Annotated in this window: 20 protein-coding genes; 15 read left to right on the forward strand and 5 right to left on the reverse strand. The window is 70.3% G+C overall.

Annotated elements, in window-relative coordinates; translation table 11 throughout:
- The first annotated feature begins 50 nt into the window (after positions 1 to 50).
- The 13 genes from alaS (at position 51) to AB0K28_RS23945 (ending at position 14,910) form a co-directional block, all read left to right on the forward strand.
- Positions 51 to 2,723, forward strand: a complete 2,673-nt coding sequence (gene alaS, locus AB0K28_RS23885) for an alanine--tRNA ligase (RefSeq protein ID WP_364373713.1) — start codon at positions 51 to 53, stop codon at positions 2,721 to 2,723.
- A 1-nt stretch (position 2,724) separates the two neighbouring features.
- On the forward strand, positions 2,725 to 3,204 hold the full coding sequence (ruvX, locus tag AB0K28_RS23890; RefSeq protein ID WP_345386306.1) for a Holliday junction resolvase RuvX: 480 nt from the start codon (positions 2,725 to 2,727) through the stop codon (positions 3,202 to 3,204).
- Between the two features lie 730 nt (positions 3,205 to 3,934).
- Positions 3,935 to 4,942, forward strand: a complete 1,008-nt coding sequence (gene mltG, locus AB0K28_RS23895; protein ID WP_364373717.1) for an endolytic transglycosylase MltG — start codon at positions 3,935 to 3,937, stop codon at positions 4,940 to 4,942.
- Positions 4,943 to 5,153: 211 nt separating this feature from the next.
- Positions 5,154 to 6,317, forward strand: a complete 1,164-nt coding sequence (mltG, locus tag AB0K28_RS23900; RefSeq protein WP_364373720.1) for an endolytic transglycosylase MltG — start codon at positions 5,154 to 5,156, stop codon at positions 6,315 to 6,317.
- On the forward strand, positions 6,287 to 6,544 hold the full coding sequence (locus tag AB0K28_RS23905) for a hypothetical protein (protein ID WP_364373723.1): 258 nt from the start codon (positions 6,287 to 6,289) through the stop codon (positions 6,542 to 6,544). The genes mltG (AB0K28_RS23900) and AB0K28_RS23905 overlap by 31 nt, the downstream gene beginning before the upstream one ends.
- Positions 6,545 to 6,645: 101 nt before the next feature.
- The gene (locus AB0K28_RS23910; RefSeq protein ID WP_364373726.1) at positions 6,646 to 7,485 is read left to right on the forward strand and encodes a shikimate dehydrogenase; all 840 of its coding nucleotides are present in this window, start codon (positions 6,646 to 6,648) and stop codon (positions 7,483 to 7,485) included.
- Positions 7,486 to 7,828: 343 nt separating this feature from the next.
- Positions 7,829 to 8,416 carry a translation initiation factor IF-3 gene (infC, locus tag AB0K28_RS23915; protein WP_364116687.1) on the forward strand — a complete coding sequence of 196 codons (588 nt, stop codon included), beginning with the start codon at positions 7,829 to 7,831 and terminating at the stop codon, positions 8,414 to 8,416.
- A 121-nt stretch (positions 8,417 to 8,537) separates the two neighbouring features.
- A complete protein-coding gene (gene rpmI, locus AB0K28_RS23920) occupies positions 8,538 to 8,732 on the forward strand; it encodes a 50S ribosomal protein L35 (RefSeq protein ID WP_043622108.1) in 195 nt (64 codons plus the stop codon).
- A gap of 24 nt (positions 8,733 to 8,756) precedes the next feature.
- Positions 8,757 to 9,140 carry a 50S ribosomal protein L20 gene (gene rplT / locus AB0K28_RS23925; RefSeq protein ID WP_345386295.1) on the forward strand — a complete coding sequence of 128 codons (384 nt, stop codon included), beginning with the start codon at positions 8,757 to 8,759 and terminating at the stop codon, positions 9,138 to 9,140.
- A 101-nt stretch (positions 9,141 to 9,241) separates the two neighbouring features.
- Positions 9,242 to 10,045: an RNA methyltransferase gene (locus tag AB0K28_RS23930; protein WP_364373873.1), complete on the forward strand. Its 804-nt coding sequence runs from the start codon at positions 9,242 to 9,244 to the stop codon at positions 10,043 to 10,045.
- A gap of 49 nt (positions 10,046 to 10,094) precedes the next feature.
- Positions 10,095 to 11,186, forward strand: coding sequence for an ATP-binding protein (locus AB0K28_RS23935; RefSeq protein WP_345386293.1), 1,092 nt, complete (start codon positions 10,095 to 10,097; stop codon positions 11,184 to 11,186).
- 131 nt (positions 11,187 to 11,317) lie between these two features.
- Positions 11,318 to 12,358, forward strand: coding sequence for a phenylalanine--tRNA ligase subunit alpha (pheS, locus tag AB0K28_RS23940; protein WP_345409250.1), 1,041 nt, complete (start codon positions 11,318 to 11,320; stop codon positions 12,356 to 12,358).
- Positions 12,358 to 14,910 (forward strand): phenylalanine--tRNA ligase subunit beta, encoded by a 2,553-nt coding sequence (locus AB0K28_RS23945; protein WP_364373730.1) that lies wholly within the window; start codon positions 12,358 to 12,360, stop codon positions 14,908 to 14,910. Before pheS ends, AB0K28_RS23945 begins: the two co-directional genes overlap by 1 nt.
- 50 nt (positions 14,911 to 14,960) lie before the next feature.
- Here the strand turns inward: AB0K28_RS23945 and AB0K28_RS23950 are convergent, their stop codons facing one another.
- Positions 14,961 to 15,566 (reverse strand): Uma2 family endonuclease, encoded by a 606-nt coding sequence (locus tag AB0K28_RS23950; protein WP_364373733.1) that lies wholly within the window; start codon positions 15,564 to 15,566, stop codon positions 14,961 to 14,963.
- 70 nt (positions 15,567 to 15,636) lie between these two features.
- Here AB0K28_RS23950 and AB0K28_RS23955 point away from each other — a divergent pair, with 70 nt between their 5' ends.
- Positions 15,637 to 15,876, forward strand: coding sequence for a hypothetical protein (locus AB0K28_RS23955; RefSeq protein ID WP_364373736.1), 240 nt, complete (start codon positions 15,637 to 15,639; stop codon positions 15,874 to 15,876).
- A gap of 38 nt (positions 15,877 to 15,914) precedes the next feature.
- On the opposite strand, the gene AB0K28_RS23960 is transcribed toward AB0K28_RS23955, so the two are convergent.
- From AB0K28_RS23960 to AB0K28_RS23975, 4 genes are all read right to left on the reverse strand, one after another.
- Positions 15,915 to 17,207 carry an MFS transporter gene (locus AB0K28_RS23960; protein ID WP_364373739.1) on the reverse strand — a complete coding sequence of 431 codons (1,293 nt, stop codon included), beginning with the start codon at positions 17,205 to 17,207 and terminating at the stop codon, positions 15,915 to 15,917.
- A 113-nt stretch (positions 17,208 to 17,320) separates the two neighbouring features.
- Positions 17,321 to 17,671, reverse strand: coding sequence for a nuclear transport factor 2 family protein (locus AB0K28_RS23965; RefSeq protein ID WP_364373742.1), 351 nt, complete (start codon positions 17,669 to 17,671; stop codon positions 17,321 to 17,323).
- A 70-nt stretch (positions 17,672 to 17,741) separates the two neighbouring features.
- Positions 17,742 to 18,143, reverse strand: a complete 402-nt coding sequence (locus AB0K28_RS23970) for a hypothetical protein (protein ID WP_345386283.1) — start codon at positions 18,141 to 18,143, stop codon at positions 17,742 to 17,744.
- A 245-nt stretch (positions 18,144 to 18,388) separates the two neighbouring features.
- Positions 18,389 to 20,050, reverse strand: coding sequence for a class I adenylate-forming enzyme family protein (locus tag AB0K28_RS23975; protein ID WP_364373746.1), 1,662 nt, complete (start codon positions 20,048 to 20,050; stop codon positions 18,389 to 18,391).
- A gap of 305 nt (positions 20,051 to 20,355) precedes the next feature.
- Here AB0K28_RS23975 and AB0K28_RS23980 point away from each other — a divergent pair, with 305 nt between their 5' ends.
- A complete protein-coding gene (locus AB0K28_RS23980; RefSeq protein WP_364373749.1) occupies positions 20,356 to 21,975 on the forward strand; it encodes an endo-1,4-beta-xylanase in 1,620 nt (539 codons plus the stop codon).
- The last annotated feature ends 171 nt before the right edge of the window (positions 21,976 to 22,146 follow it).

Genomic DNA, 22,146 nt, shown 5'->3' on the forward strand with positions numbered 1-22,146 from the left:
CGGCTCGACGAACACGACAACACGACTGACTACAGCAAAGGATGGCCACCATGGAGTCGGCAGAGATCGCGCGCCGCTTCCTGCGCTTCTTCGAGGAGCGTGGGCACACCATAGTGCCCTCGGCCAGCCTGATCGCTGAGGACCCGACGCTTCTCCTGGTCAACGCGGGTATGGTGCCGTTCAAGCCGTACTTCCTGGGGCAGCGCAGGCCTCCGGGGTCACGGCTCGCCACCGCCCAGAAGTGCGTCCGCACGCCCGACATCGACGAGGTCGGCAAGACCACCAGGCACGCGACGTTCTTCCAGATGCTGGGCAACTTCTCCTTCGGCGACTACTTCAAGGCCGAGGTGATCCCCTACGCGTGGGAGCTGCTCACCAGGTCCGAGTCCGACGGCGGCTTCGGCTTCCCCGAGGACAAGCTGTGGGCGACGGTCTACCTCGAGGACGACGAGGCGTACGACATCTGGCGCAACAAGGTCGGCCTGCCCGAGCACCGCATCCAGCGCCGCGACCTCGAGGACAACTACTGGCACATGGGCGTGCCCGGCCCGGGCGGCCCCTGCTCCGAGATCTACTACGACCGCGGCCCCGAATACGGCAAGGAGGGCGGCCCCGTCGCCGACGAGGACCGCTACCTCGAGGTCTGGAACCTCGTGTTCATGCAATACCAGCTGAGCGCGGTCCGGGCCAAGACCGACTTCGACATCTCCGGCGAGCTGCCGAGCAAGAACATCGACACCGGCATGGGCCTCGAGCGCATGGCGGCGATCCTGCAGGGCGTCGACAACATCTACGAGATCGACACCACCTACAAGATCCTCGACAAGGCGGCCGAGCTCACCAAGACCCGCTACGGGCGCGACCAGCGCGCCGACGTCAGCCTGCGGGTCATCGCCGACCACGTGCGCACCGGCACCATGCTGGTCGCCGACGGCGTGCTGCCCGGCAACGAGGGCCGCGGCTACGTCCTGCGCCGCATCCTGCGCCGCTCGATCCGCAACCTGCGCCTGCTCGGCTCCGGCGACGAGCGCTACATGCACGAGCTGACCGACGTCGCGATCAACGTGATGGGCGAGCAGTACGACCAGCTCAAGGCCGACGCGCCGCAGATCCACGCGGTCATCGACGCCGAGGAGGCGTCGTTCCTCGGCACGCTGCGCACCGGCACCGCGATCTTCGACGTCGCCGTCGAGGAGACCAAGCGCAAGTCGGGCACCACGATCCCCGGCGACCAGGCGTTCAAGCTCCACGACACCTACGGCTTCCCCATCGACCTGACGCTGGAGATGGCGGCCGAGCACGGCCTCAAGGTCGACGAAGAGGGCTTCCGCCGGCTCATGAAGGAGCAGCGGGCGGCGGCCAAGGCCGACGCGGCGGCGAAGAAGACCGGCAACGCCGACATCTCCGTGTTCGGGCAGATGCTGGAGTCCGCCGGCAAGGTCGACTTCCTCGGCTACGACGAGACCGAGGCCGACACCCGCATCGTCGGCGTCCTCGTCGACGGCCTGCCCGTCCCCGCGGCGGGCGCGGGCAGCACGGTCGAGGTCGTGCTGCAGCGCACGCCGTTCTACGCCGAGGGCGGTGGCCAGCTCGCCGACCAGGGCGTCATCCGTACGAGCGGGGCCGAGGTCGAGGTCGTCGACGTGCAGTCGCCGCTCAAGGGCCTCATCGTGCACCGCGGCAAGATCCGCAGCGGCGAGCTGCGGGTCGGCGACGAGGCGCAGGCGGAGATCGACATCGAGCGGCGCCGCGCGATCTCGCGCAGCCACAGCGCCACCCACCTCGTCCACCGCGGCTTCAAGAACGCGCTCGGCGAGACCGCGGCGCAGGCCGGCTCCGAGAACTCTCCCGGCCGCTTCCGCTTCGACTTCACCGCGGCGGGCGCGGTGCCGCCGAGCGTGCTGCGCGACGTCGAGGACGAAGTCAACGCCGTGCTCATCAACGACCTCAAGGTCAACGCCTTCTACACCTCGCAGGCGGAGGCGCGGGCGATGGGCGCGCTGGCCATGTTCGGCGAGAAGTACGGCGACGAGGTCCGCGTGGTCGAGATCGGCGACTACTCCCGCGAGCTGTGCGGCGGCACCCACGTCCACAGCTCCGGCCAGCTCGGCCTGGTCAAGGTGCTGGGCGAGCAGTCGGTCGGCGCGGGCGTGCGCCGCGTCGAGGCGCTCGTCGGCATCGACGCCTTCCGCTTCCTCGCCCGCGAGAGCGTGCTGGTCAACCAGCTCAGCGAGCAGCTCAAGGCGCGCCGCGAAGAGCTGCCCGAGCGCATCGAGGGCATCGTCACGCGGCTGCGGACCGCCGAGAAGGAGCTGGAGCGGCTGCGTTCCGCCCAGGTGCTCCAGGTGGCGGGCGAGCTGGTGTCGCAGGCCCGTGACCTGGGCGGCGTCTCCGTCGTGACACACCGCGCGCCTGATGGCACCGGCGCCGATGACCTGCGTAAGCTCGCGCTTGATGTACGAGGCAGGTTCCCGGCCGACCGGCCGGCGGTCATCGTGATCGTCGGCGTCCCCTCCGACCGGCCCGTGGTGGTTGCCGCGGTCAACGAGGCGGGGCGCGAGCGGGGGCTCAAGGCCGGACGGCTGGTCGGCGTCGCCGCCAAGGCTCTTGGGGGTGGCGGTGGCGGCAAGGACGATGTCGCGCAGGGCGGCGGCACACGACCGGAGGCGATCGGCGACGCGCTGCGCCTGGTTGACGACGCGATCGTGGGGCAGCTCGGCTGACATGAGGTTCGGTTCACGAATCGGCGTCGACGTCGGTTCTGTACGCATCGGCGTGGCGCGCAGCGACCCGTCGGGGTTGCTGGCCACGCCGGTCGAGACCGTGCGGCGAGGCAAGGGCGACCTCGCCCGCATCGCCGCGATCGCCGCCGAGCACGAGGCGATCGAGGTCGTGGTGGGACTGCCCACCTCGCTGTCCGGGCGTGAGGGGCAGGCCGCGGGGCTGGCGCGCGAGTTCGCCGCCAGGCTCGCCGCGCGGCTGGCTCCCACGCCCGTCCGCCTGTTCGACGAGCGGCTGACCACGGTCACGGCGCAGCAGGGCCTGCGGGCCAGCGGCGTGCGGGCCAAGAAGCAGCGCGGCGTCGTCGACCAGGCGGCGGCCGTCGTGCTGCTGCAGGACGCGCTCGATTCCGAGCGCGCCACCGAGAGACCACCAGGCAGGCCCGTCGAACCGCCCCGCGCGGCCGACGGACCTGCCTCATGAACGCGCCCACGCCCACATCCCGTTGCGGGTGGCCCGCTGCTAGGGCCACCTCCTTCGCGCTGCTCTCTTCCGAGCACGCTCGCCACTCCTCCGGAGACGCACACCGGTCCTCCGGGAACGCGCGCCGCCGCGCGGCGAGTGACTCTGCCGGGACGTGCCGTCCCGAGGCCGCTGTTCGCAGCTCTTTGGAGCGTTCCGATCTGGTGTCCGATGAGGCGGTCGCATGAACAGGACACCGGGCGACGAGGACGACCTCGGCGACATGATCCCCTTCCAGGACAGCGAAGACCTGCCCGGCAGCACAGAGCCAGAGCCCGAGGCCCGAACCGCGCCCGAGGAGCGGCCCGCGGCCGAGGCCGGTCGAGACGAGCTGGCCCAGCCCGATCGGCAGGCAGCAGCCGCGGCGCAGTCGGACCCCACGGAGCGGGTTGTAGCTGGGACTGAGCCGGAGTCTGAGGGGCGGGCTGCCGCTGGGGCGGAGGCGGGTCCTGAGCAGCGGGCGGCTGCCGGGGCGGAGCCGGAGTCTGAGCAGTCGGCTGTCGCTGGGACGGAGGCGGGTTCTGAGCGGTGGGCGGCTGGGGGAGCGGAGCCGGGGGTCGAGCGGGGGAGCGTCTCTGATGAGCAGCCCCCTTCCCAGTCTCCTTCTCGACCTCCTTCTCATTCCCCTTCCGAGGAGGCCGCTGGGGACGATGTGGCCGCCGGGCGGCGGAAGGCTTGGCGGAAGGTCGGGGTGCTGTCCGCTGGGTTGCTGGCCGGGGTGCTGGCGCTTGGCGTGGGGGCCATCACGGTCGTGAAGCCGTACCTGAGTCCTGATGACTTCCAGGGGCCGGGCAACGGCGCGGTGACGGTGCGGATCACGCCGGGGTCGAGCGCGTACGCGATCGGGGCGGCGCTGGCCGAGGCCGGGGTGGTGGCGAGCGCGCAGTCGTTTGTGAACGTGACCGAGCAGCGGGCGGTGAGCGACCGGCTGCGGCCGGGACACTACCGGCTGCGCAAGGGCATGGCCGCGGCGGCGGCGCTCGACCTGCTGCTCAAGCCCGCCTCGCGGGTGGTGCGGCGGGTGACCGTGCCCGAGGGGCTGCGGGTGCAGGAGGTGTTCAGCCGGCTGGCCAAGCTGGCCGGGCTGCCGGTCGAGGAGCTGCGCAAGGTGGACAAGGCTCTCGTCGGCCTGCCCAAGTACGCTCCCGGGCTTGAGGGGTTCCTGTTCCCCGCCACGTACGAGATCGAGCCCGGCGACACCGCCGTGGACGTGCTGGCGGCGATGGCCGAGCGGTTCGAGGCCGCGGCCCGTCACGTGGGCCTGGAGGAGCAGGCCGGGCAGGTGAACCTGACGCCGCTCGAAGTGGTCACGGTGGCGAGCATGATCCAGGCCGAGGGCGGCACTGACGAGGACTACCCGAAGATCGCTAGGGTGATCTACAACCGGTTGGCGAAGGGCACCCCGTTGGAGATCGACAGCACGGTGCTGTACGCGCAGAACCGGCGGACGCTGAAAGTCACGGAGAGCGACACCAAGGTGAACTCTCCCTACAACACCTACCGGCACAAAGGGCTGCCCCCAGGCCCCATCGCCAATCCGGGCGAGAAGGCACTGATGGCGGCCCTGAACCCGGCTGAAGGCGATTGGCACTGGTTTGTTACCACGGATCCCGCGCATAGAATCACCAAATTCACCAACAAAGAGAGCGAGTTCGTGAGATACCGGGAAGAGTTGAACAAGAACCTCGGGACACGCTGATGTTCGTTGGGACCCGCACTGTCCCCGCGCAAAAGCCCCAAAACGGGGCATGCGTCCTCTTTCCGTCCCCTAGCATGGCTACCCAGAGTGATCCCCGTCGGCCGGCGCGGTGCGTCCGGCGGATTCCCCCGTTTCGCTCGGTGACTCCAGCCGGTTGGGCAGTTCCGCTTGACGCCTGGCGGGCAGTGCCGGGAGATTGGCCAGCGCATCTATGAACGATCTCGATCTGAACACTCTGCTCGGCCCCGAGGACGACGAAGGCTCGCCTCGGCGCCGCTCCCGGGGCGCCGGCAAACGCGGCGGTGGCCGCCGCCGTCGCCGGCGCCGCAACCGGGGCCGCTTCCTCGCGCCGATGCTCGCCTTCATCGTCCTGGCCGGCATCCTCGGCGGCGGTGGCTACTTCGCCTACACGCGGATCAACGACGCCCTTGTTCCCGATGACTACACCGGCGCCGGCTCCGGCGAGGTCGTCATCGAGATCAAGGACGGCCAGAGCGCCTCCGACGTCGCGCAGGAGCTGGAGCGGCAGGGGGTCGTGGCCAGCGCCAGAGCGTTCACCAACGCCATCGCCAACGCGAAGAAGAGCGGCTCGCTGCAGCCCGGCGAGTACAAGCTGCGCAAGAAGATGTCGGCCGCCAGCGCCGTCGAGATGCTCGACCACGACAAGCGGCTGCGCGACACCTTCACCATCGCCGAGGGCCTGCGGCTGTCCCAGACGCTCCCCCAGCTCGCGGAGAAGACCGGCAAGCCGCTTGAGGAGTTCAACGCGGCGGCCAAGGACGTCGAGAGCCTCGACCTGCCGAAGTACGCCAAGGGCAAGCTGGAGGGGTACGCCTTCCCGGCCACGTACGAGTTCCAGCCCAACTCGACGCCGAAGCAGATCCTGGCGGCCATGGTCAAGCGCTACAACCAGACGGCCGAGAAGTACGACATCGAGTCGGGCGCCAAGGACCTCGGCTTCACGCCGCACGAGCTCATCACCATCGCGAGCATCGTGCAGGCGGAGGCGGGCCGGCAGGAGGACATGGCGAAGATCGCCCGCGTCATCTACAACCGGCTCAAGCTGCCGATGAACCTGGCGATGGACAGCACGGTCATGTACGCGCTCAAGAAGAAGGGCACGTACGCGACCTTCGCCGAGACGCGGAACACCAAGTCCCGGTACAACACGTACAAGTACCCGGGGCTGCCGCCGGGGCCCATCGCCAACCCCGGCGACCACGCCATCGAGGCGGCGCTCAACCCCGCCAAGGGGCCGTGGCTGTTCTTCGTCGCCACCGACCCCAAGAGCCAGGTCACCGAGTTCGCCACCACGGAAACCGAGCACAACGCGCTGGTGGCCAAGTGCAAGGCGAACGGCGGCTGCGGCGGCTGACCGTCCAAGGCGCCCGCGCACGCAACGCGCTGCGCGGGCGCCGCAAGCGGATGCGCCGCAAGCGGATGCGCCGCAAGCGGATGCGCCGCAAGCGGATGCGCCGCAAGCGGATGCGCCGCAAGCGGATGCGCCGCGAGCGGATGCGCCGCGAGCGGATGCGCCGCGAGCGGATGCGCCGCGAGCGGATGCGCCGCAAGTGGATGTGCCGTGAGCCGGATGTGCCGTGAGCCGGTGGGGCTGGAGGATGTTCTCACCGTGCGCCCGTGGCGTGTCCGTGTGGCGTGGTGGGCGGCGGTAGGGTGCTGCGTGGTTGGAAAGGACGTGCGTGATGCGAGCTGCCGTGATGGGGTCGCCCATCGGCCATTCGCTCTCGCCCCACCTGCACCGGGCCGCCTACCGGGCGATGGGGCTCGACGGGTGGAGCTACGAGGCGTTCGAGTGTGACGAGGCCCGGCTGCCCGGCCTGCTGGCCGAGCTGACCCCCGTACGCGGACAGGCCGGCGACGACGGCCGCGCCTGGGCGGGGCTGTCGCTCACGATGCCGCTCAAGCGGGCCGTGCTGCCCCTGCTCGACACGGTCTCCGACCTGGCCGTCGAGGTGGGCGGCGCCAACACGGTGGTCTTCCGCGACGGCCGGCGCCACGGCGACAACACCGACGTCTACGGCATCGAGCGCGCCCTGGCCGAGGCGGGGGTGCCCGCGCCGCGCTCGGCGACCGTGCTGGGCGGCGGCGCCACGGCGGCCTCCGCGCTGGCGGCGCTGCGCGGTCTCGGGCTCTACTCCGCGACGCTGCTCGTCCGCGACCCCGCCAGGGCGGGGGAGACGGCCGCGGTGGCCGAGCGGCTTGGCGTGGCGCTGGCGGTGGAGACGTTCGCCAAGCTCGACGCTCGCATCGACGTCGACCTGGTGATCTCCACGCTGCCGAGCGGCGCCGCCGACGCCTTCGCCGACCGGCTGGCGCGCGTGCCGGCCCTGTTCGACGTGGTCTACGCACCCTGGCCGACCGCCGCGGCGACGGCCGTGCGGGCTGCGGGCGGCATCGTGGTCGGCGGGTTCGAGATGCTGCTGCACCAGGCGGTACGCCAGGTGCAGCTGATGACCGGTGTGACGGACGTGCCCGTCGAGGCCATGCGCGCCGCCGGCGAGGCGGAACTTCTCCGCCGCTGACTCCGCGCCATGGGAGCGATGCCCGCTGCAGGCGAGGCTGAGCTGCTCCGGCGCTGAATCTCCGCGTTACGGGGATGATTCGAGCAGGCTTCGGTGTTGTGGTAATGTAGCTCTCTGATCGGTCCGGCATGCCTTGCTGGACGCGCAAGCGGAGGTCTCCCTCCCACCTGAGTCGCCGCAAGGTGGCCGGGTCCAGGATCACGCCGGACTACTCCGGGGAGCTCGAGGCCACGAAAGCCAAAGAGCTCAGTGGCCCCGCATGCGCGACGTGCGGGGCTTTTCGCGTTCAAGTGAGAAGCCCCGATACGACGAGCACGTAGGGATCGCAAACCTAGGAGGCCCCATCAGCACTGAGCCCCGCATCAACGAGCGTATCCGAGTTCCCGAGGTTCGCCTCGTGGGCCCGAACGGCGAGCAGGTAGGCATCGTCTCCATTCATGACGCGCTGAAGCTCGCCCAGGAGGCCGACCTCGACCTCGTCGAGGTCGCGGCCACGGCTCGACCGCCCGTGTGCAAGCTCATGGACTACGGCAAGTTCAAGTACGAGTCCGCGATGAAGGCGCGCGAGGCGCGCAAGAATCAGGCGCACACGATCATCAAGGAGATCAAGCTCCGGCCGAAGATCGACCCGCACGACTACGAGACCAAGAAGGGTCACGTGGTGCGGTTCCTCAAGGCGGGGGACAAGGTCAAAGTCACGATCATGTTCCGCGGGCGCGAGCAGTCCCGGCCGGAGCTCGGTTTCCGGCTGCTGCAGCGGCTGGCGGACGACGTCCAGGAGCTCGGCTTCGTGGAGTCCCACGCCAAGCAGGACGGCCGTAACATGATCATGGTGATCGGTCCGCACAAGAAGAAGGCCGAGGCAAAGGCCGAAAAGGCCGCAGCCAAGGCGCAGCGTGGCGGCGAGGAGCCTTCCCCACCGGAAGCGTGACCCGCAGTTGGGGTTAGCCTTACAGCACCCCAGCAGCCACCGGCAGACGAAGACGCCGCGACCGGGCCGGACACGCACCGGCCCGGCCACCGGCACGACCGAAACGAGGAGAGACGGCGACATGCCGAAGATGAAGACGCACAGCGGTGCGAAGAAGCGGTTCCGGCTCACCGGCACCGGCAAGATCAAGCGTCGCCGTGCCAATCGCGCGCACTACAACGAGTGGAAGTCGTCCACGCTGACGCGCCGTCTCAAGAACGAGGTCGTCCTTTCCGACGCCGATTCCAAGAAGATCAAGAAGCTGCTCGCCAAGTAGCGCGAACCCCCGGGGAGAAGAAACATGGCACGCGTGAAGCGGGCGCTCAACGCCAAGAAGAAGCGCAAGGTCGTCCTCGACAGGGCGAGCGGTTACCGTGGCCAGCGGTCGCGGCTCTACCGCAAGGCCAAGGAGCAGATGCTCCACTCGATGACGTACGCCTACCGGGACCGCAAGGACCGCAAGGGCGCGTTCCGTCGTCTGTGGATCCAGCGCATCAACGCCGCGGCCCGGCAGAACGGCATCACTTACAACCGCCTGATCCAGGGTCTGCGCCTGGCCAACATCGAGGTCGACAGGAAGATCCTGGCCGACCTCGCGGTCAACGACAGCCAGACCTTCGCCACGCTCGTCGAGGCCGCCAAGAAGGCGCTCCCGGCGAACGTGAACGCTCCGGCCGCGAGCTGAAGCGCTTGATTTGAACGAGGGGCCCACCGATGACGGTGGGCCCTTTGCTGTCTGCACGCACGGGCCGTTGGCGGCAGGCGTCCGTACGACTGGGGGAGACGATGGCCGGGTCCGAGCTGACCAACGTGAGATCGCCGCGGGTCAAGGCCGCGCGGCGGCTCACCAAGCGGGCCTTCCGTGAGCAGGACAGGAAGTTCCTGGCCGAGGGGCCGCAGGCGGTGCGCGAGGCGCTCAAGCTCGACGGCGTGACCCTGGAGCTGTTCAGCACGGCCGAGGCCGAGCTGCGCCACCCCGAGCTGATCACCGAGGCCACGCTCAAGGGCGTCCTCGTCCACCGGGCGAGCGGCGAGGTCATGTCCGAGCTGTCACAGACCGTGACGCCGCAGGGGCTGGTGGCCGTCTGCCGGCTGGTGCACGTGCCCCTGGAGGAGGCGCTGGCGGGCGAGCCTCGGCTGGTGGCGGTGCTGGCGCACGTCCGCGATCCGGGCAACGCGGGGACCGTCATGCGGGCGGCCGACGCGGCGGGGGCGGACGCGGTGGTGTTCACGGACGCGTCGGTTGACCCGTACAACGGCAAGTGCGTACGCGCCAGCGTAGGCAGCCTTTTCCATCTTCCCGTCACGATCGGTGCACCGGTGGGCTCCGCCGTGCGTCAACTCAGGGAGCGGGGCCTGCGCGTGCTGGCGGCCGACGGCGCGGGCAAGCACACGCTCGACGACGTCGATCTCTCGGGACCGACGGCGTGGATCTTCGGAAACGAGGCCTGGGGACTGCCGGAGGAAATACTCACCGAAGCGGATGATGTGGTCAGAGTGCCCATCTACGGACAGGCTGAAAGTCTGAACCTGGCCACCGCCGCGGCGGTATGCCTTTACTCCTCGGCCAGGGCGCAGCGGGTGCCCTAGGCGACGGGAAACCCGCTATTGTCGGCGTTGTAGGCGGAGGAGGCGAGGCGTGCACGGCGCAGACACCGACGGGCGAGTGGTCGCGGCCGCGTGCACGATAGCCATCGACGATCTCCCCGACGGCCTCATCGTGACCGACCGATATGGGCGCGTGCTGGCCGTCAACCGGGCCGCCGCGCGGCTCACCGGCATCGTGGCGGAGCGCGCCGTCGGCCGGCACATGAACGACGTCTACCCGTTCCGCGACCACGACGGGCGCGACTGGTGGAAGGCGCTCGACCCCGAGGGCGGGCTGCGCACCCGCACCCGCGTGCCGGAGCGGCCGCTGCACCTGCCCGGCGGGCAGGAGCTCTACGTCGCGGCCAGGCTCGTCCGCGAGCCGGAGCGCGGCGGCGAGGTCGAGCGCGTCGCGATCACGCTGCGTGACGGCGGTGCCCGCTCCCGGCTCGAGCGCAGCCGCGCCGACCTGGTCTCCACCGTCGCCCACGAGCTGCGCTCGCCGCTGACCAGCGTCAAGGGGTTCACCGCCACGCTGCTGGCGAAGTGGACCCGCTTCACCGACGAGCAGAAGCTCGTCATGCTCGAGACCGTCAACAACGACGCCGACCGCGTCACCCGGCTCATCACCGAGCTGCTCGACGTCTCCCGCATCGAGTCGGGGCGCCTCGAGGTGCGCCGTCAGGTCGTCGATCTGCCCGCCAGGGCGCGCCGTCTCATCGCGGGCCGGGTCGCGGCCGGCGAGCCGGAGAACCGCTTCCGGCTGATCGCCGACGACGAGCTGCCCGAGATGTGGCTCGACCAGGACAAGATCGACCAGATCCTGGGTAACCTGGTGGAAAACGCGCTGCGCCACGGGCGCGGCACTGTGACGATCGAGATCGAGTCCATCGAATGGGGAGTGGCCGTGTCGGTGCGCGACGAGGGCGAGGGCATCGAGCCCGAGCTGGCTCCGCGCGTCTTCAGGCAGTTCTGGCGGGGCGGCAACAGCCGCCGCCGGGGCGGCACGGGGCTCGGCCTGTTCATCGTCAAGGGCCTGGTCGAGGCGCACGGCGGCACGATCACGGTGCAGCGCGCGCCCGAGGGCGGGGCTGAGTTCCGATTTACCTTGCCCACCGGCACCCCCGACTTCGCCGGCGTCTAGTCGCCGCGTTCGGGCCCGGTGGGCGGGTCCCACTAGACTCTTTTCCGCTCAAGCCCTGGATACGGAGCTCACTCTTGTCTGACTACGATCCCGTCGAGGTGACACCGTTGCATGCCGACGAGGTGTCCCGGATGGAGGCCGACGCCATCGAGGCGATCAAGGCGGCCGGCGACCTCGACGCACTCAAGCAGGCCAGGCTGGCGCACGCGGGTGACCGCTCGCCCATCGCCCTGGCCAACCGCGAGATCGGCGCCCTGCCGCCGGCCGCCCGCGCCGAGGCCGGCAAGCGCGTCGGCGCGGCCCGCAAGGCCATCAACGAGGCGCTCGCCGCCCGCCAGGCCGAGCTGGAGGCAGAGCGCGACGCCCGCGTCCTCATCGAGGAGGCCGTCGACGTCACCCTGCCGTGGGACCGCCGGCCGCGCGGCGCCCGCCACCCGCTCACCACGCTGCAGGAGCGCATCGCCGACGCCTTCGTCGCCATGGGCTACGAAGTGGCCGAGGGGCCCGAGCTCGAAGGCGAGTGGTTCAACTTCGACGCTCTCAACATCGCCAAGGACCACCCGGCGCGCTCCGACCACGACACGTTCTTCGTCGGCTCCACCGACTCCGGCATGGTGCTGCGCACGCAGACCTCGCCGGTGCAGATCAGGGCGCTGCTCGAGCGCGAGCTGCCGGTCTACGTCATCTCGCCGGGCAAGACGTTCCGCACCGACGAGCTCGACGCCACCCACACCCCGGTCTTCCACCAGACCGAGGGCCTGGCCGTCGACGAGGGCCTGACCATGGCCCACCTCAAGGGCACGCTCGACCGGTTCGCCGAGGTCATGTTCGGCAAGGGCATCACGACGCGGTTCCGGCCCAACTACTTCCCGTTCACCGAGCCGTCCGCGGAGATGGACCTCAAGTGCTTCGTCTGCCGCGGCGCCTCCGCGGTGCCCGGCAACCCGCCCTGCCGCACCTGCAAGTCGGAGGGCTGGATCGAGTGGGGCGGCTGCGGCATGGTCAACCCGCGCGTGCTCATCGCGTGCGGCGTCGACCCGTCGCGTTACTCCGGGTTCGCCTTCGGCATGGGCATCGAGCGGACGCTGATGTTCCGCCACAACGCCGAGGACATGCGTGACATGGTCGAGGGAGACGTGCGCTTCACGCTCCCGTTCGGAATGGAGATCTGATGAGGGTCCCGCTTTCCTGGCTGCGGGAGTATGTCGATCTCCCGGCGGTCACCGCCCACGAGGTGGCCGACAAGCTCACGGCCGCCGGGCTCAAGCTCGAGTCGATCACCTCGCACGGCCACGACGTCAAGAACGTCGTCGTCGGCGAGGTGCTCGAGGTCGAAGAGCTGACCGGCTTCAAGAAGCCGATCAGGCACTGCAAGGTCGAGGTGGGCGAGGCGACGCCGCGCGAGATCGTCTGCGGCGCCACGAACTTCGCCGCCGGTGACCGGGTGCCCGTCGTGCTGCCCGGCGGCGTGCTGCCCGGCGGGTTCGAGGTCGGGGCGCGCAAGACGTACGGGCGGATGTCCGAGGGCATGATCTGCTCCGAGCGTGAGCTGGGGCTGGGCGACGACCACAGCGGCATCATGGTGCTGCCCGAGGGCACGCCCATCGGCACCGACGTGGTCGAGCTGCTCGGGCTGCGCGACGACGTCATCGAGCTGGAGATCACCCCCGACATCGGCTACGCGCTGTCGATCCGCGGCGTGGCCCGCGAGGTGGCCACGGCGTTCGGGGTGGCCTTCCGCGACCCCGCCGACGTCGAGGTGCCCGCCGAGACCGCGCCGTCGTGGCCGGCCTCCATCGGCGACCCGACCGCCTGCGACCGGTTCGTGCTGCGCGAGGCGCACGGCTTCGACCCGGAGGCGCAGACGCCGCTGTGGATGCGCGTACGCCTGCACCGGGCCGGCATGCGCCCGGTCTCGCTGGCCGTCGACATCACCAACTACCTGATGCTGGAGCTCGGGCAGCCGCTGCACGCCTTCGACCGCGGCAAGCTCACCGGCGAGATCGTCGTCCGCAGGGCCGCGGCGGGCGAGCGGCTGGAGACGCTCGACCACGTCGTACGCGACCTCGACCCCGACGACATCCTCATCACCGACCAGTCGGGGCCGATCTCCATGGCCGGCACCATGGGCGGCCTGGAGACCGAGATCTCCGGCTCCTCGACCGACATCGTCATCGAGGCCGCCCACTTCTCCGCCACCGGCATCTCCCGCGAGTCCCGGCGGCACGGGCTGGTCTCCGAGGCGTCCAAGCGGTTCGAGCGCGGCGTCGACCGCGAGCTGCCGCTCGTCGCCTCGTGGCGGGCCGTGCGGCTGCTGGCCGAGCTGGGCGGCGCCACCGTGCCGCCCGGCGTCACGCACGCCGAGGTCGAGGTGTCGCCGGCGCGCATCGCGATCCCGGCCGGCTACCCGGGCCGGGTGGCCGGCGTCCCCTACTCCAAGGAGACCGTGGTCACCCGCCTGCAGCAGGTCGGCTGCGTCGTCACCGACGGCGCCGACCCGGCCGTGCGGCAGGGCGGCGTCGCCCCGACCGGCGTGGTGACCGGCGGCGAGCTGGCCGCCAGGCTGGCCGTGACCGGCGACGACATGATCACCGTGACCCCGCCGTCCTGGCGGCCCGACCTGACCGACCCCAACGACCTGGCGGAGGAGGTCATCCGGCTGGAGGGCTACGAGAACCTCCCGTCGGTGCTGCCCTCCGCCCCGGCCGGCGCCGGGCTCACCGAGGGCCAGCGGCTGCGCCGGCGGGTCGGGCGGGCGCTGGCCGAAGGCGGCTACGTCGAGGTGCTCAGCTACCCGTTCATCAGCCCCGACGACTTCGACCGCATGCAGCTGCCCGCCGAGGACGCGCGCCGCCGCGCCGCGCGGCTGGCCAACCCGCTGTCGGAGGACGAGCCGCTGATGCGGACGACGCTGCTGCCGGGGCTGCTGAAGACGCTCGTACGCAACGTCGGGCGCGGCTTCACCGACGTCGCGCTGTTCGAGTCCGGCTCCGTCTACCGGCCCCGCGAGGACGCGCCCGAGGTCGCTCCGGTGCTCGGCGTCGAGCGGCGGCCCACCGCCGACGAACTGGCCACCATCGAGTCGGCGCTGCCCGACCAGCCGCTGCGGGTCGCGGTCGTGCTGGCCGGCGAGTTCGAGCGGTCCGGCTGGTGGGGCGCGGGGCGGGCGGCCTCGTGGGCCGACGCCGTGCAGGCGGCCCGGCTCGTCGCCGCCGAGGCGCGGCTCGAGCTGTCCATCAGCGCCGACCAGCACGAGCCGTGGCATCCCGGCCGGTGCGCCGCCCTCTACGTGGGCGACACGCTGGTGGGGCACGCCGGTGAGCTGCACCCGCGGGTCATCGAGGCGTACGGGCTGCCGGCCCGCACCGCGGCGATGGAGCTGGAGCTGTCGCGGCTGGAGGCGGCCATGCCGGGGCCCGTCGACACGCCCGCCGTGTCCGCCTACCCGGTCGCCACCCAGGACGTCGCGCTGATCGTGCCGGACTTCACGCCGGTCGCCGACGTCGAGGCGGCGCTGCGCGACGGGGCGGGGGAGCTGCTGGAGTCGATCAGGCTGTTCGACGTCTACGCGGGTGAGCAGGTGGGCGAGGGGAACAAGTCGCTCGCCTACTCGATGCGGTTCCGCGCGCCCGACCGTACGCTGACCGTCGAGGAGACCACGGCGGCCCGCGACGCGGCGGTGGCCATGGCCGCCGACCGGGTGGGCGCCCAGCTCCGCGGCTGACCCGGCCGTTTCAGAGGGCCGGTGCGCTGCCGCACCGGCCCTTTCTGGCGTCAGGGTTCGTAGAGTGTGGCGACGTCGAAGTCGATGGGGAACGGGACCGAGAGTTTGAGCCGGTCGTGGTGGATGCCGGTGACGACGTAGGACCTGGTGGTCGGGCTCAGCTCGTGGACGACGACGGTGGCCTTGCCCTGGGTCTCCTCCACCAGCCAGAAATGGGGGATGCCTGCCTCGGCGTAGAGGACGGGCTTGCGCTTCGTGTCCCGCAATGCGGACTCCGGTGAGATCACTTCGACGGCGAGGACCACGTCTGCGGCATCGAAGTAGGTGACCTCGCTGCCGGTGAAGGTGCCGGGTGCGAGGACGATGAGGTCAGGCTCGGGGCGCTGCCTCGGGCCCAGCTTGACGCTCATCTCCTGGCGTACTTTGTGATCTGCAGGGGCGAACCTGTCCAGCTCGACGTGTAGCCGGTAGAGGACCAATGAATGGAAGTCGCGCTGGGGGGCCACGAAGACCAAGCTTCCATCAATCAACTCTGTGTGCGCAGGCAAATCCGGAAGGTGATCGAGATCTTCTGCTGCGAAGCCCTGTGGTGGCGGAAAAACCCAGTCCGGGAGCGAGGACGACGTCATCTCAGCGATCACCGCTTCGGCAGTCATGGTTGAACGCTACCAACCTATTGTGATCACGCTAGGTGAAAGTCAAGACACAGTTAAGAGCCTGAGAGGGATGGAGATGGCGGAGCTGCTGGTGTTCGGGGAGCGGGAGGATGCCGAGGAGGTGGCGGAGACGCTGGGGGAGTGGTTTCCGGAGGTGGGGGTGCCGCGGGTGGTGCGGGAGACCTTGGCGGGGGAGGACGATGCCGAGGATGCTCAGTGGGTGGTCGTGGTCGAGGGGCTCGACGGCGCGGCTTTGGGCAAGGTCGATGAGCTGGTCGAGCGGTATGACGGGTGGCGGGAGGCGGGCTGATCGCATCAGGTGGCCCGCCTCGTCAGCCGGCCTCGGGGTCAGGCGAGGGTGGCGGCTTCGCGGCGGGCCTTTTCCGCCAGGGCGTTTTCGTCGGTTGTGGCGTCGTAGCGGCGGAACTTCGGCAGGGCGGTGGCCAGGCTCAGTACGGCGGCCACGCACAGCACGCCGCCCGCGCCGAGTGCGAAGCGGGTGCCGCCGAGCTGGGCCATCATGCCGGCCCGCGCGTTGCCCAGCATGGGGCCGCTGGCGTACGAGAGGAGCTCGATGCCGGCCAGGCGGCCGCGCAGCTCCGGCGGGATGGTCTGGTTCCACATCGTCATGCGGAAGATGCCGCTGATCATGTCGGCGGCGCCCGCGAACGCGATGCAGACGACGATGAGCCAGATGTTCGGGGCCACGGCGGTCAGCGCCACGGCGACGCCCCACAAGGCGGCGGCCACGATCACGCCGAGGCCGTGGCGGCGTACGCGGGCCGTCCAGCGGCCGGTGAGCGAGGCGATCAGCGCGCCGACCGCGGAGGCCGAGTAGAGCAGCCCGAGCGCCTGCGGAGCCCGCAGCTCCTCGGCGAGGAACGGGAACAACGCGTTCGCCATCGCGAACACCATGGCGGCCATGTCCACGAGGTACGTGCCCACCAGGTCCTTGCGGCTCATCGCGTACCGCATGCCCTCGACCAGCGACTTGATCGAGGCGGGCGCCGCGTCCTCGGCAGGGGGCAGCGACCTGACCCGCCAGAGCAGGAACATCGACAGCAGGAAGGTGAGCGTGTCGAGGACGTACGCGGAGGTGACGCCCCACGACGCGACCATCAGGCCGCCGAGGGCGGGGGCCACGATGGCGCCGAAGTTCCAGCGCAGGCTCGACAGGACGGCGGCGGCGGCCTGCTGGTCGTGCTTGACGACCTGCTGCATCACCGCCTCCAGGCTGGGGCGCTGGAGCGAGCCGATGCCGGTGGAGATCGCGCCCACGACGTACAGGACCCAGATCTGCGGGCTCGGCAGCATTGCGTTGATCATGAGCGCGGCGGAGGTGACCAGCAGGCCCAGCTCGCTCACCACGATGATCTTGCGGCGGTCGAGCGCGTCGGCGATCGCGCCGCCCCACAGCCCGCACACCACCATGGGCACGAACTCCGCCAGGCTCACCAGGCCCACCGCGAGGTAGGAGTCGGTGAGCTGCTTCATCTGGTACGGCACCGCGACCATCGTGATCAGCGTGCCGAACATGGTGATGACGCCGGACCCGAAGAGCAACCGGTAGTCGCGGGAGTCGCGGAGCGGGCTGAGGTCGAGCGCGAGGTGGCGGAGCAGGCGCTTCAATGCTGATGGCACGAGTGGCAATTGTCCGTGATGGCGGCTGGCGTGGGCAAATCAATTCAGAGGTGGATGTTCAGGAGACGACTCGACGACCTCCGGGAGGCTCCCGGAGGTCGTCGCGAGGGCGGTCAGGACGGGATCTCGTCCAGGAAGCCCAGGACGCTGCGGACGCGGCCGTCCTCGGCCAGTTCCACCGCGTCGAAGCCGGTGGCGACGGGGTCGCCGCCCTCCGGGCCGAGGTGCCAGGTGAAGCGGGCGACGTGGTGGTGGCTGTCGTACAGCTCGCCCGGGGTGAAGACGAGGCCGGGGAACATGGACTGCGCGCCCTCGATCACGGCGGCGATGGCGGCGTGTCCCGTGACGTCGGCGAGGGGGTCGGTGTAGGTGCCGTCCTCGGTCCACAGCTCGGCCACGGCCTTGGCGCGGGCCTCGGGGTCGGTCTCGTTCCAGCAGGCGAGGTAGCGGTCGACGAGGGTCACGATCTCTGTCTCCTTGGTGCGGGGTCGGCTTGGTGCGGGGTCGGCTTGGTGCAGGGCCGGCAAGGAAGGGTCAGCGGCTCTTGCGCAGGCCGGTGAGCTGGAGTTCGGCGAAGACGGCCACCACGAGGGCCTGGGTGACGGCCCAGACGGCGCCGATCGTGGTGAGGTCGAGTGCGCCGGTGACGACGGCGGCGACGCTGCCCAGGGTCCAGGCGACGTTCAGGGCGATGACGGCCCTGGTGCCGGTGCGGCTGATGTCGCGGCGGGTGGCGAGGACGGCGACGGCGGCGCCGTACGCCAGGAGGAAGGCGCCGATGCCGCGCAGCAGGGCGGCGTCCGGGCCGAGCAGCGCGGCGACGGGGCCGGCGAAGGCGAGGTAGGCCAGCCCGTTGACGCCCGTCACGGCGGCGTCCGCGGCCAGCGCCAGGCGCAGGAACTTCGTACGGTCGGTGGTGATGGGCAGGGCGGTCATGTCGGGCTCCTTCGCGGCGACCACGGTCGTGCTGACACCGGGAACGATGTCAGGACGCGGGTAGGCGCCGCGATTACCCGGTGGGTAAGCGGGAGCCGGGAAGGGGTGTCCGAGCAGGGGGAACGCGATCGGTGTGAAGGCCATCACACGCCGACGGCTCCCCCGGAGGACACCGGGGGAGCCGTCGGACGCCTGCTGCGCTGGGCGGAGCGCCCAGCGGCGCGGCGCGTCAAAGCCCCGGCGGGTCAGGTGCCGAGGATCTCGCGGCGCAGGTGGGTCTTGAGGATCTTGCCGCCGGGGTTGCGGGGCAGCTCGCCCTCGCGGAACCAGACGTGCACCGGGATCTTGAACTTGGCGATCCTGGAGGACAGGAACTCGCGCAGCTCGTCCGGCGTGAGCGAGGCGCCGGGCGCCAGGCGGAGCACGGCGCCGACCTCCTCGCCCAGCTCGTCGTGCGGTACGCCGATCACGGCCGCGTCGTCCACCGCCGGATGCTCGAACAGGGCGGCCTCGACCTCGGCGCAGTAGACGTTCTCGCCGCCCCTGATCACCATGTCCTTGGCGCGGTCCACGATGTAGACGAAGCCGTCCTCGTCGATCTTGGCCAGGTCGCCGGTGTGCAGCCAGCCGCCGACGAACGTCTGCGCGGTCGCCTCCGGCTTGTTCCAATAGCCGAGGATGACGTTGGGTCCGCGTACGCACAGCTCGCCGACCTCGCCGCGGGGCAGCTCGCCGCCCAGGGGGTCGACGACCCGAACGTCCACCACGGGGGAGGGCAGGCCGATGCTGTCGGGCCTGGCGTGGTAGTCGGCGCCGCCGTTGCCGATGGCCAGGGCGCTGGTCTCGGTCATGCCGTAGCCGTTGGAGGGCGCGCGGTCGGGCAGGTTCGTCTTGATGCGCTCCAGCAGCTTGGGCGGGGCGGGGGCGCCACCGTAGCCGAGGGTGGACAGCGAGGACAGGTCGTACTTGCCGAAGTCGGGGTGCGACATGAGCTGCCAGGCGTTGGTGGGCACGCCGATCATGGCGGTGACCCGCTCGCGCTCGATGAGCTGCAGCGCCTTCTCCGGGTCCCACTTGTACATCAGCACCAGGCCGCCGCCGCTGAACATCGTGGTCGTCATCGCCGAGAAGCAGCCGGTGACGTGGAAGAGCGGCACGGTCAGCAGGGTGATCCTGCGGGTGCCCGCCGCCGCGCCGACGTCCTTGCCGGACAGGGCGACGGCGCGCATGAGGCCGTAGGCGACGGTCATGGGGGACTGGCCGATGTTGCGGTGGCTGCCGAGCGCGCCCTTGGGGTTGCCGGTGGTGCCGGAGGTGTAGAAGATCGTCGCGGGGTCGTCGGGGGCCGGCTCGACCTCGGGGAGGGAGACGTCCGCCGGGATCTCGCCGAGCACGTCGTCGAACGCGCGCGCCCCGTCCGGGGCCTCGCCCCTGGCGACGATCATCGGCACGCCCGTGGAGGCCAGCCTGACGGCGCGCTCACCGTCCGCGATCAGCACCTTGGCTCCCGAGTCGGTCACGCCGTAGGCCAGCTCGGCCTCCGTCCACCAGGCGTTGAGCGGTACGGCGATGGCCCCGGCGGCCAGCACGGCCGAGAAGGAGATCACCCATTCCGGGTAGTTGCGCATGGCCACGGCCACCCGGTCGCCCTTGCTCACGCCGTAGTCCTCGACCAGCCGGCGGGCGAGGGTGGCGACGCGGCGGAAGTGGTCCTCGAAGGTGATGTGCTCGTCCTCGTAGACGAGGAAGACCTTGTCGCCGTGGAATCTGCTCATCTCCAGCAGGGCCCGGTAGTGCGGCGGGGCGTGCTTCCACGTGCGTACGCCGGTGCCGCCGATCTCCTCCATCTCGAAGAGCTGGCCGGGACCGGTGAGCTGGGCCTGGACCTGGGCGTGCGAAAGAGACATCCGCAGTACTCCCGCAGTGGACGATTGTTCCGGACAATCACAGTACCGACCGGCCGGTACGTGCGCTAGACGCCTGATCTCCGCCGCTGTGACCATGAAACTTTCATGAGTTTGCCGATACTTTCTGCCCGCCAACTGCTCATTTGGCCCCGGCCCGACCGCCTGGTTGACCCGCTCGTGCGCATGTCAATACCGTCTGCTCCATGGTCCCATCGGGGCCGAAACTTTCGGAATCGAGTGCCTGCCTCCGGAGGTAGATGCCCGTGCGTTCGTCCTCACTCCTCAGACCCCTCGCGTTAGCGGGGTTGCTCGCGACCTTCCTCCTACCCACCGTCCCGGCGGAAGCATCGGCGCCGCTGCGTACGCACGCGGCCTCCAAGGGCAAGTTCATCGGTGCGGCGCTCGCCACCAGCCCGCTGTCGAACGAGACCGCCTACCGCAACATCGCGGCCACGGAGTTCAACCAGATCACCGCCGAGAACGCGATGAAGTGGGACGCCACCGAGCCCAGCCAGAACCAGTTCAACTTCTCCGGCGCCGACGCCATCGTCAACTTCGCCGAGCAGAACAACCAGCAGGTCCACGGCCACACGCTGGTCTGGCACCAGCAGACCCCCGGCTGGGTGCAGGGCCTCGGCGCGAGCGCCATGCGCAGCGCGATCCAGAACCACATCTCGCAGGTCGTCGGCCGCTACGCCGACAACCCGGCCGTGGTCTCGTGGGACGTGGTCAACGAGGTGTTCGAAGAGAACGGCAGCATGCGGAGCTCGTTCTGGTACAACACGCTCGGCCAGAGCTACATCGCCGACGCCTTCAGGGCCGCCCGGGCCGCCGACCCCGACGCCCGGCTGTGCATCAACGACTACAACGTCGAGGGCATCAACGCCAAGAGCACCGCGATGTACAACCTGGTCTCCTCGCTGCGCCAGCAGGGCGTGCCGGTCGACTGCGTCGGCTTCCAGGGCCACCTCGCCATCCAGTACGGCTTCCCGAACGACCTGCAGCAGAACCTGGAGCGCTTCGCCGCGCTCGGCGTCCAGGTGCGCATCACCGAGCTCGACATCCGCATGCAGATGCCGCGCAACTCCTCCAAGGACGCCACCCAGGCCACCTACTACCGCAACGTCATCAACGCCTGCCTGGCGGTGACGGCCTGCGCCGGCGTGACGATCTGGGGCTTCACCGACAAGCACTCGTGGGTGCCGGACACGTTCGGCGGTGAGGGCGCCGCGCTCATCTACGACGAGAACTACCAGCAGAAGGCCTCCTACACCGCCGTGCACGACGCGCTGGCGGGCGGCACGGGCGGCGACGACACCACGCCGCCGACCACGCCGGGCACGCCGACGTCGAGCAACGTCACCTCCAACTCGGCGACGCTGTCCTGGAGCGCCTCGACCGACAGCGGCGGCAGCGGCCTGGCCGGTTACAACGTCTACCGCGAGCAGGGCGCCACGGACACGCTGCTCGGGCAGAGCACGACCGCCTCGATCAACCTGACGGGGCTGACGCCGGAGACGCAGTACCAGGTCTACGTGCGCGCCCGTGACGGCGCGGGCAACCTGTCCGGCAACTCGCCGGCCGCCACGTTCACGACCTCCGAGGGTCCCGTCGGCGGTGGTGGCTGCACCGCCACCGGCACCGTGCAGACCCAGTGGCAGAACGGCTACGTCGTCCAGCCGGTGACCGTCACCAACACCGGCACCTCGGCCATCAACGGCTGGACCGTCACCTTCACGCTGCCCTCCGGGCACACGCTGGCCGGCTCGTGGAACGCGTCCCTGACCGTCAGCGGGCAGACCGTCACGGCCAGGAACGCCAACTACAACGGCAACCTGGCGCCGAACGCCAGTACCACGTTCGGTTTCCAGGTGAACCGTCCGAACGGGAACACGCAGACGCCTTCCGGCTACACCTGCGCCTGATCGGGGATCCCCTGGGGCCTGCCCGACTGCCCGCCCGGCACCGGTAACCGCCCCAGGGGATTCTCTCCCCTTTTGAGAAGAGGGGGTGGCTTTGCCGGAAATGATGGGGATGCATAACGTGCTGTTGGTGCCCGCCCTTGCCAGCGGCCCGCCGTTCTCCATCTGCTGAGG

The organism is Nonomuraea sp. NPDC049504, assembly GCF_040676845.1.
Classification (GTDB): domain Bacteria; phylum Actinomycetota; class Actinomycetes; order Streptosporangiales; family Streptosporangiaceae; genus Nonomuraea; species Nonomuraea salmonea.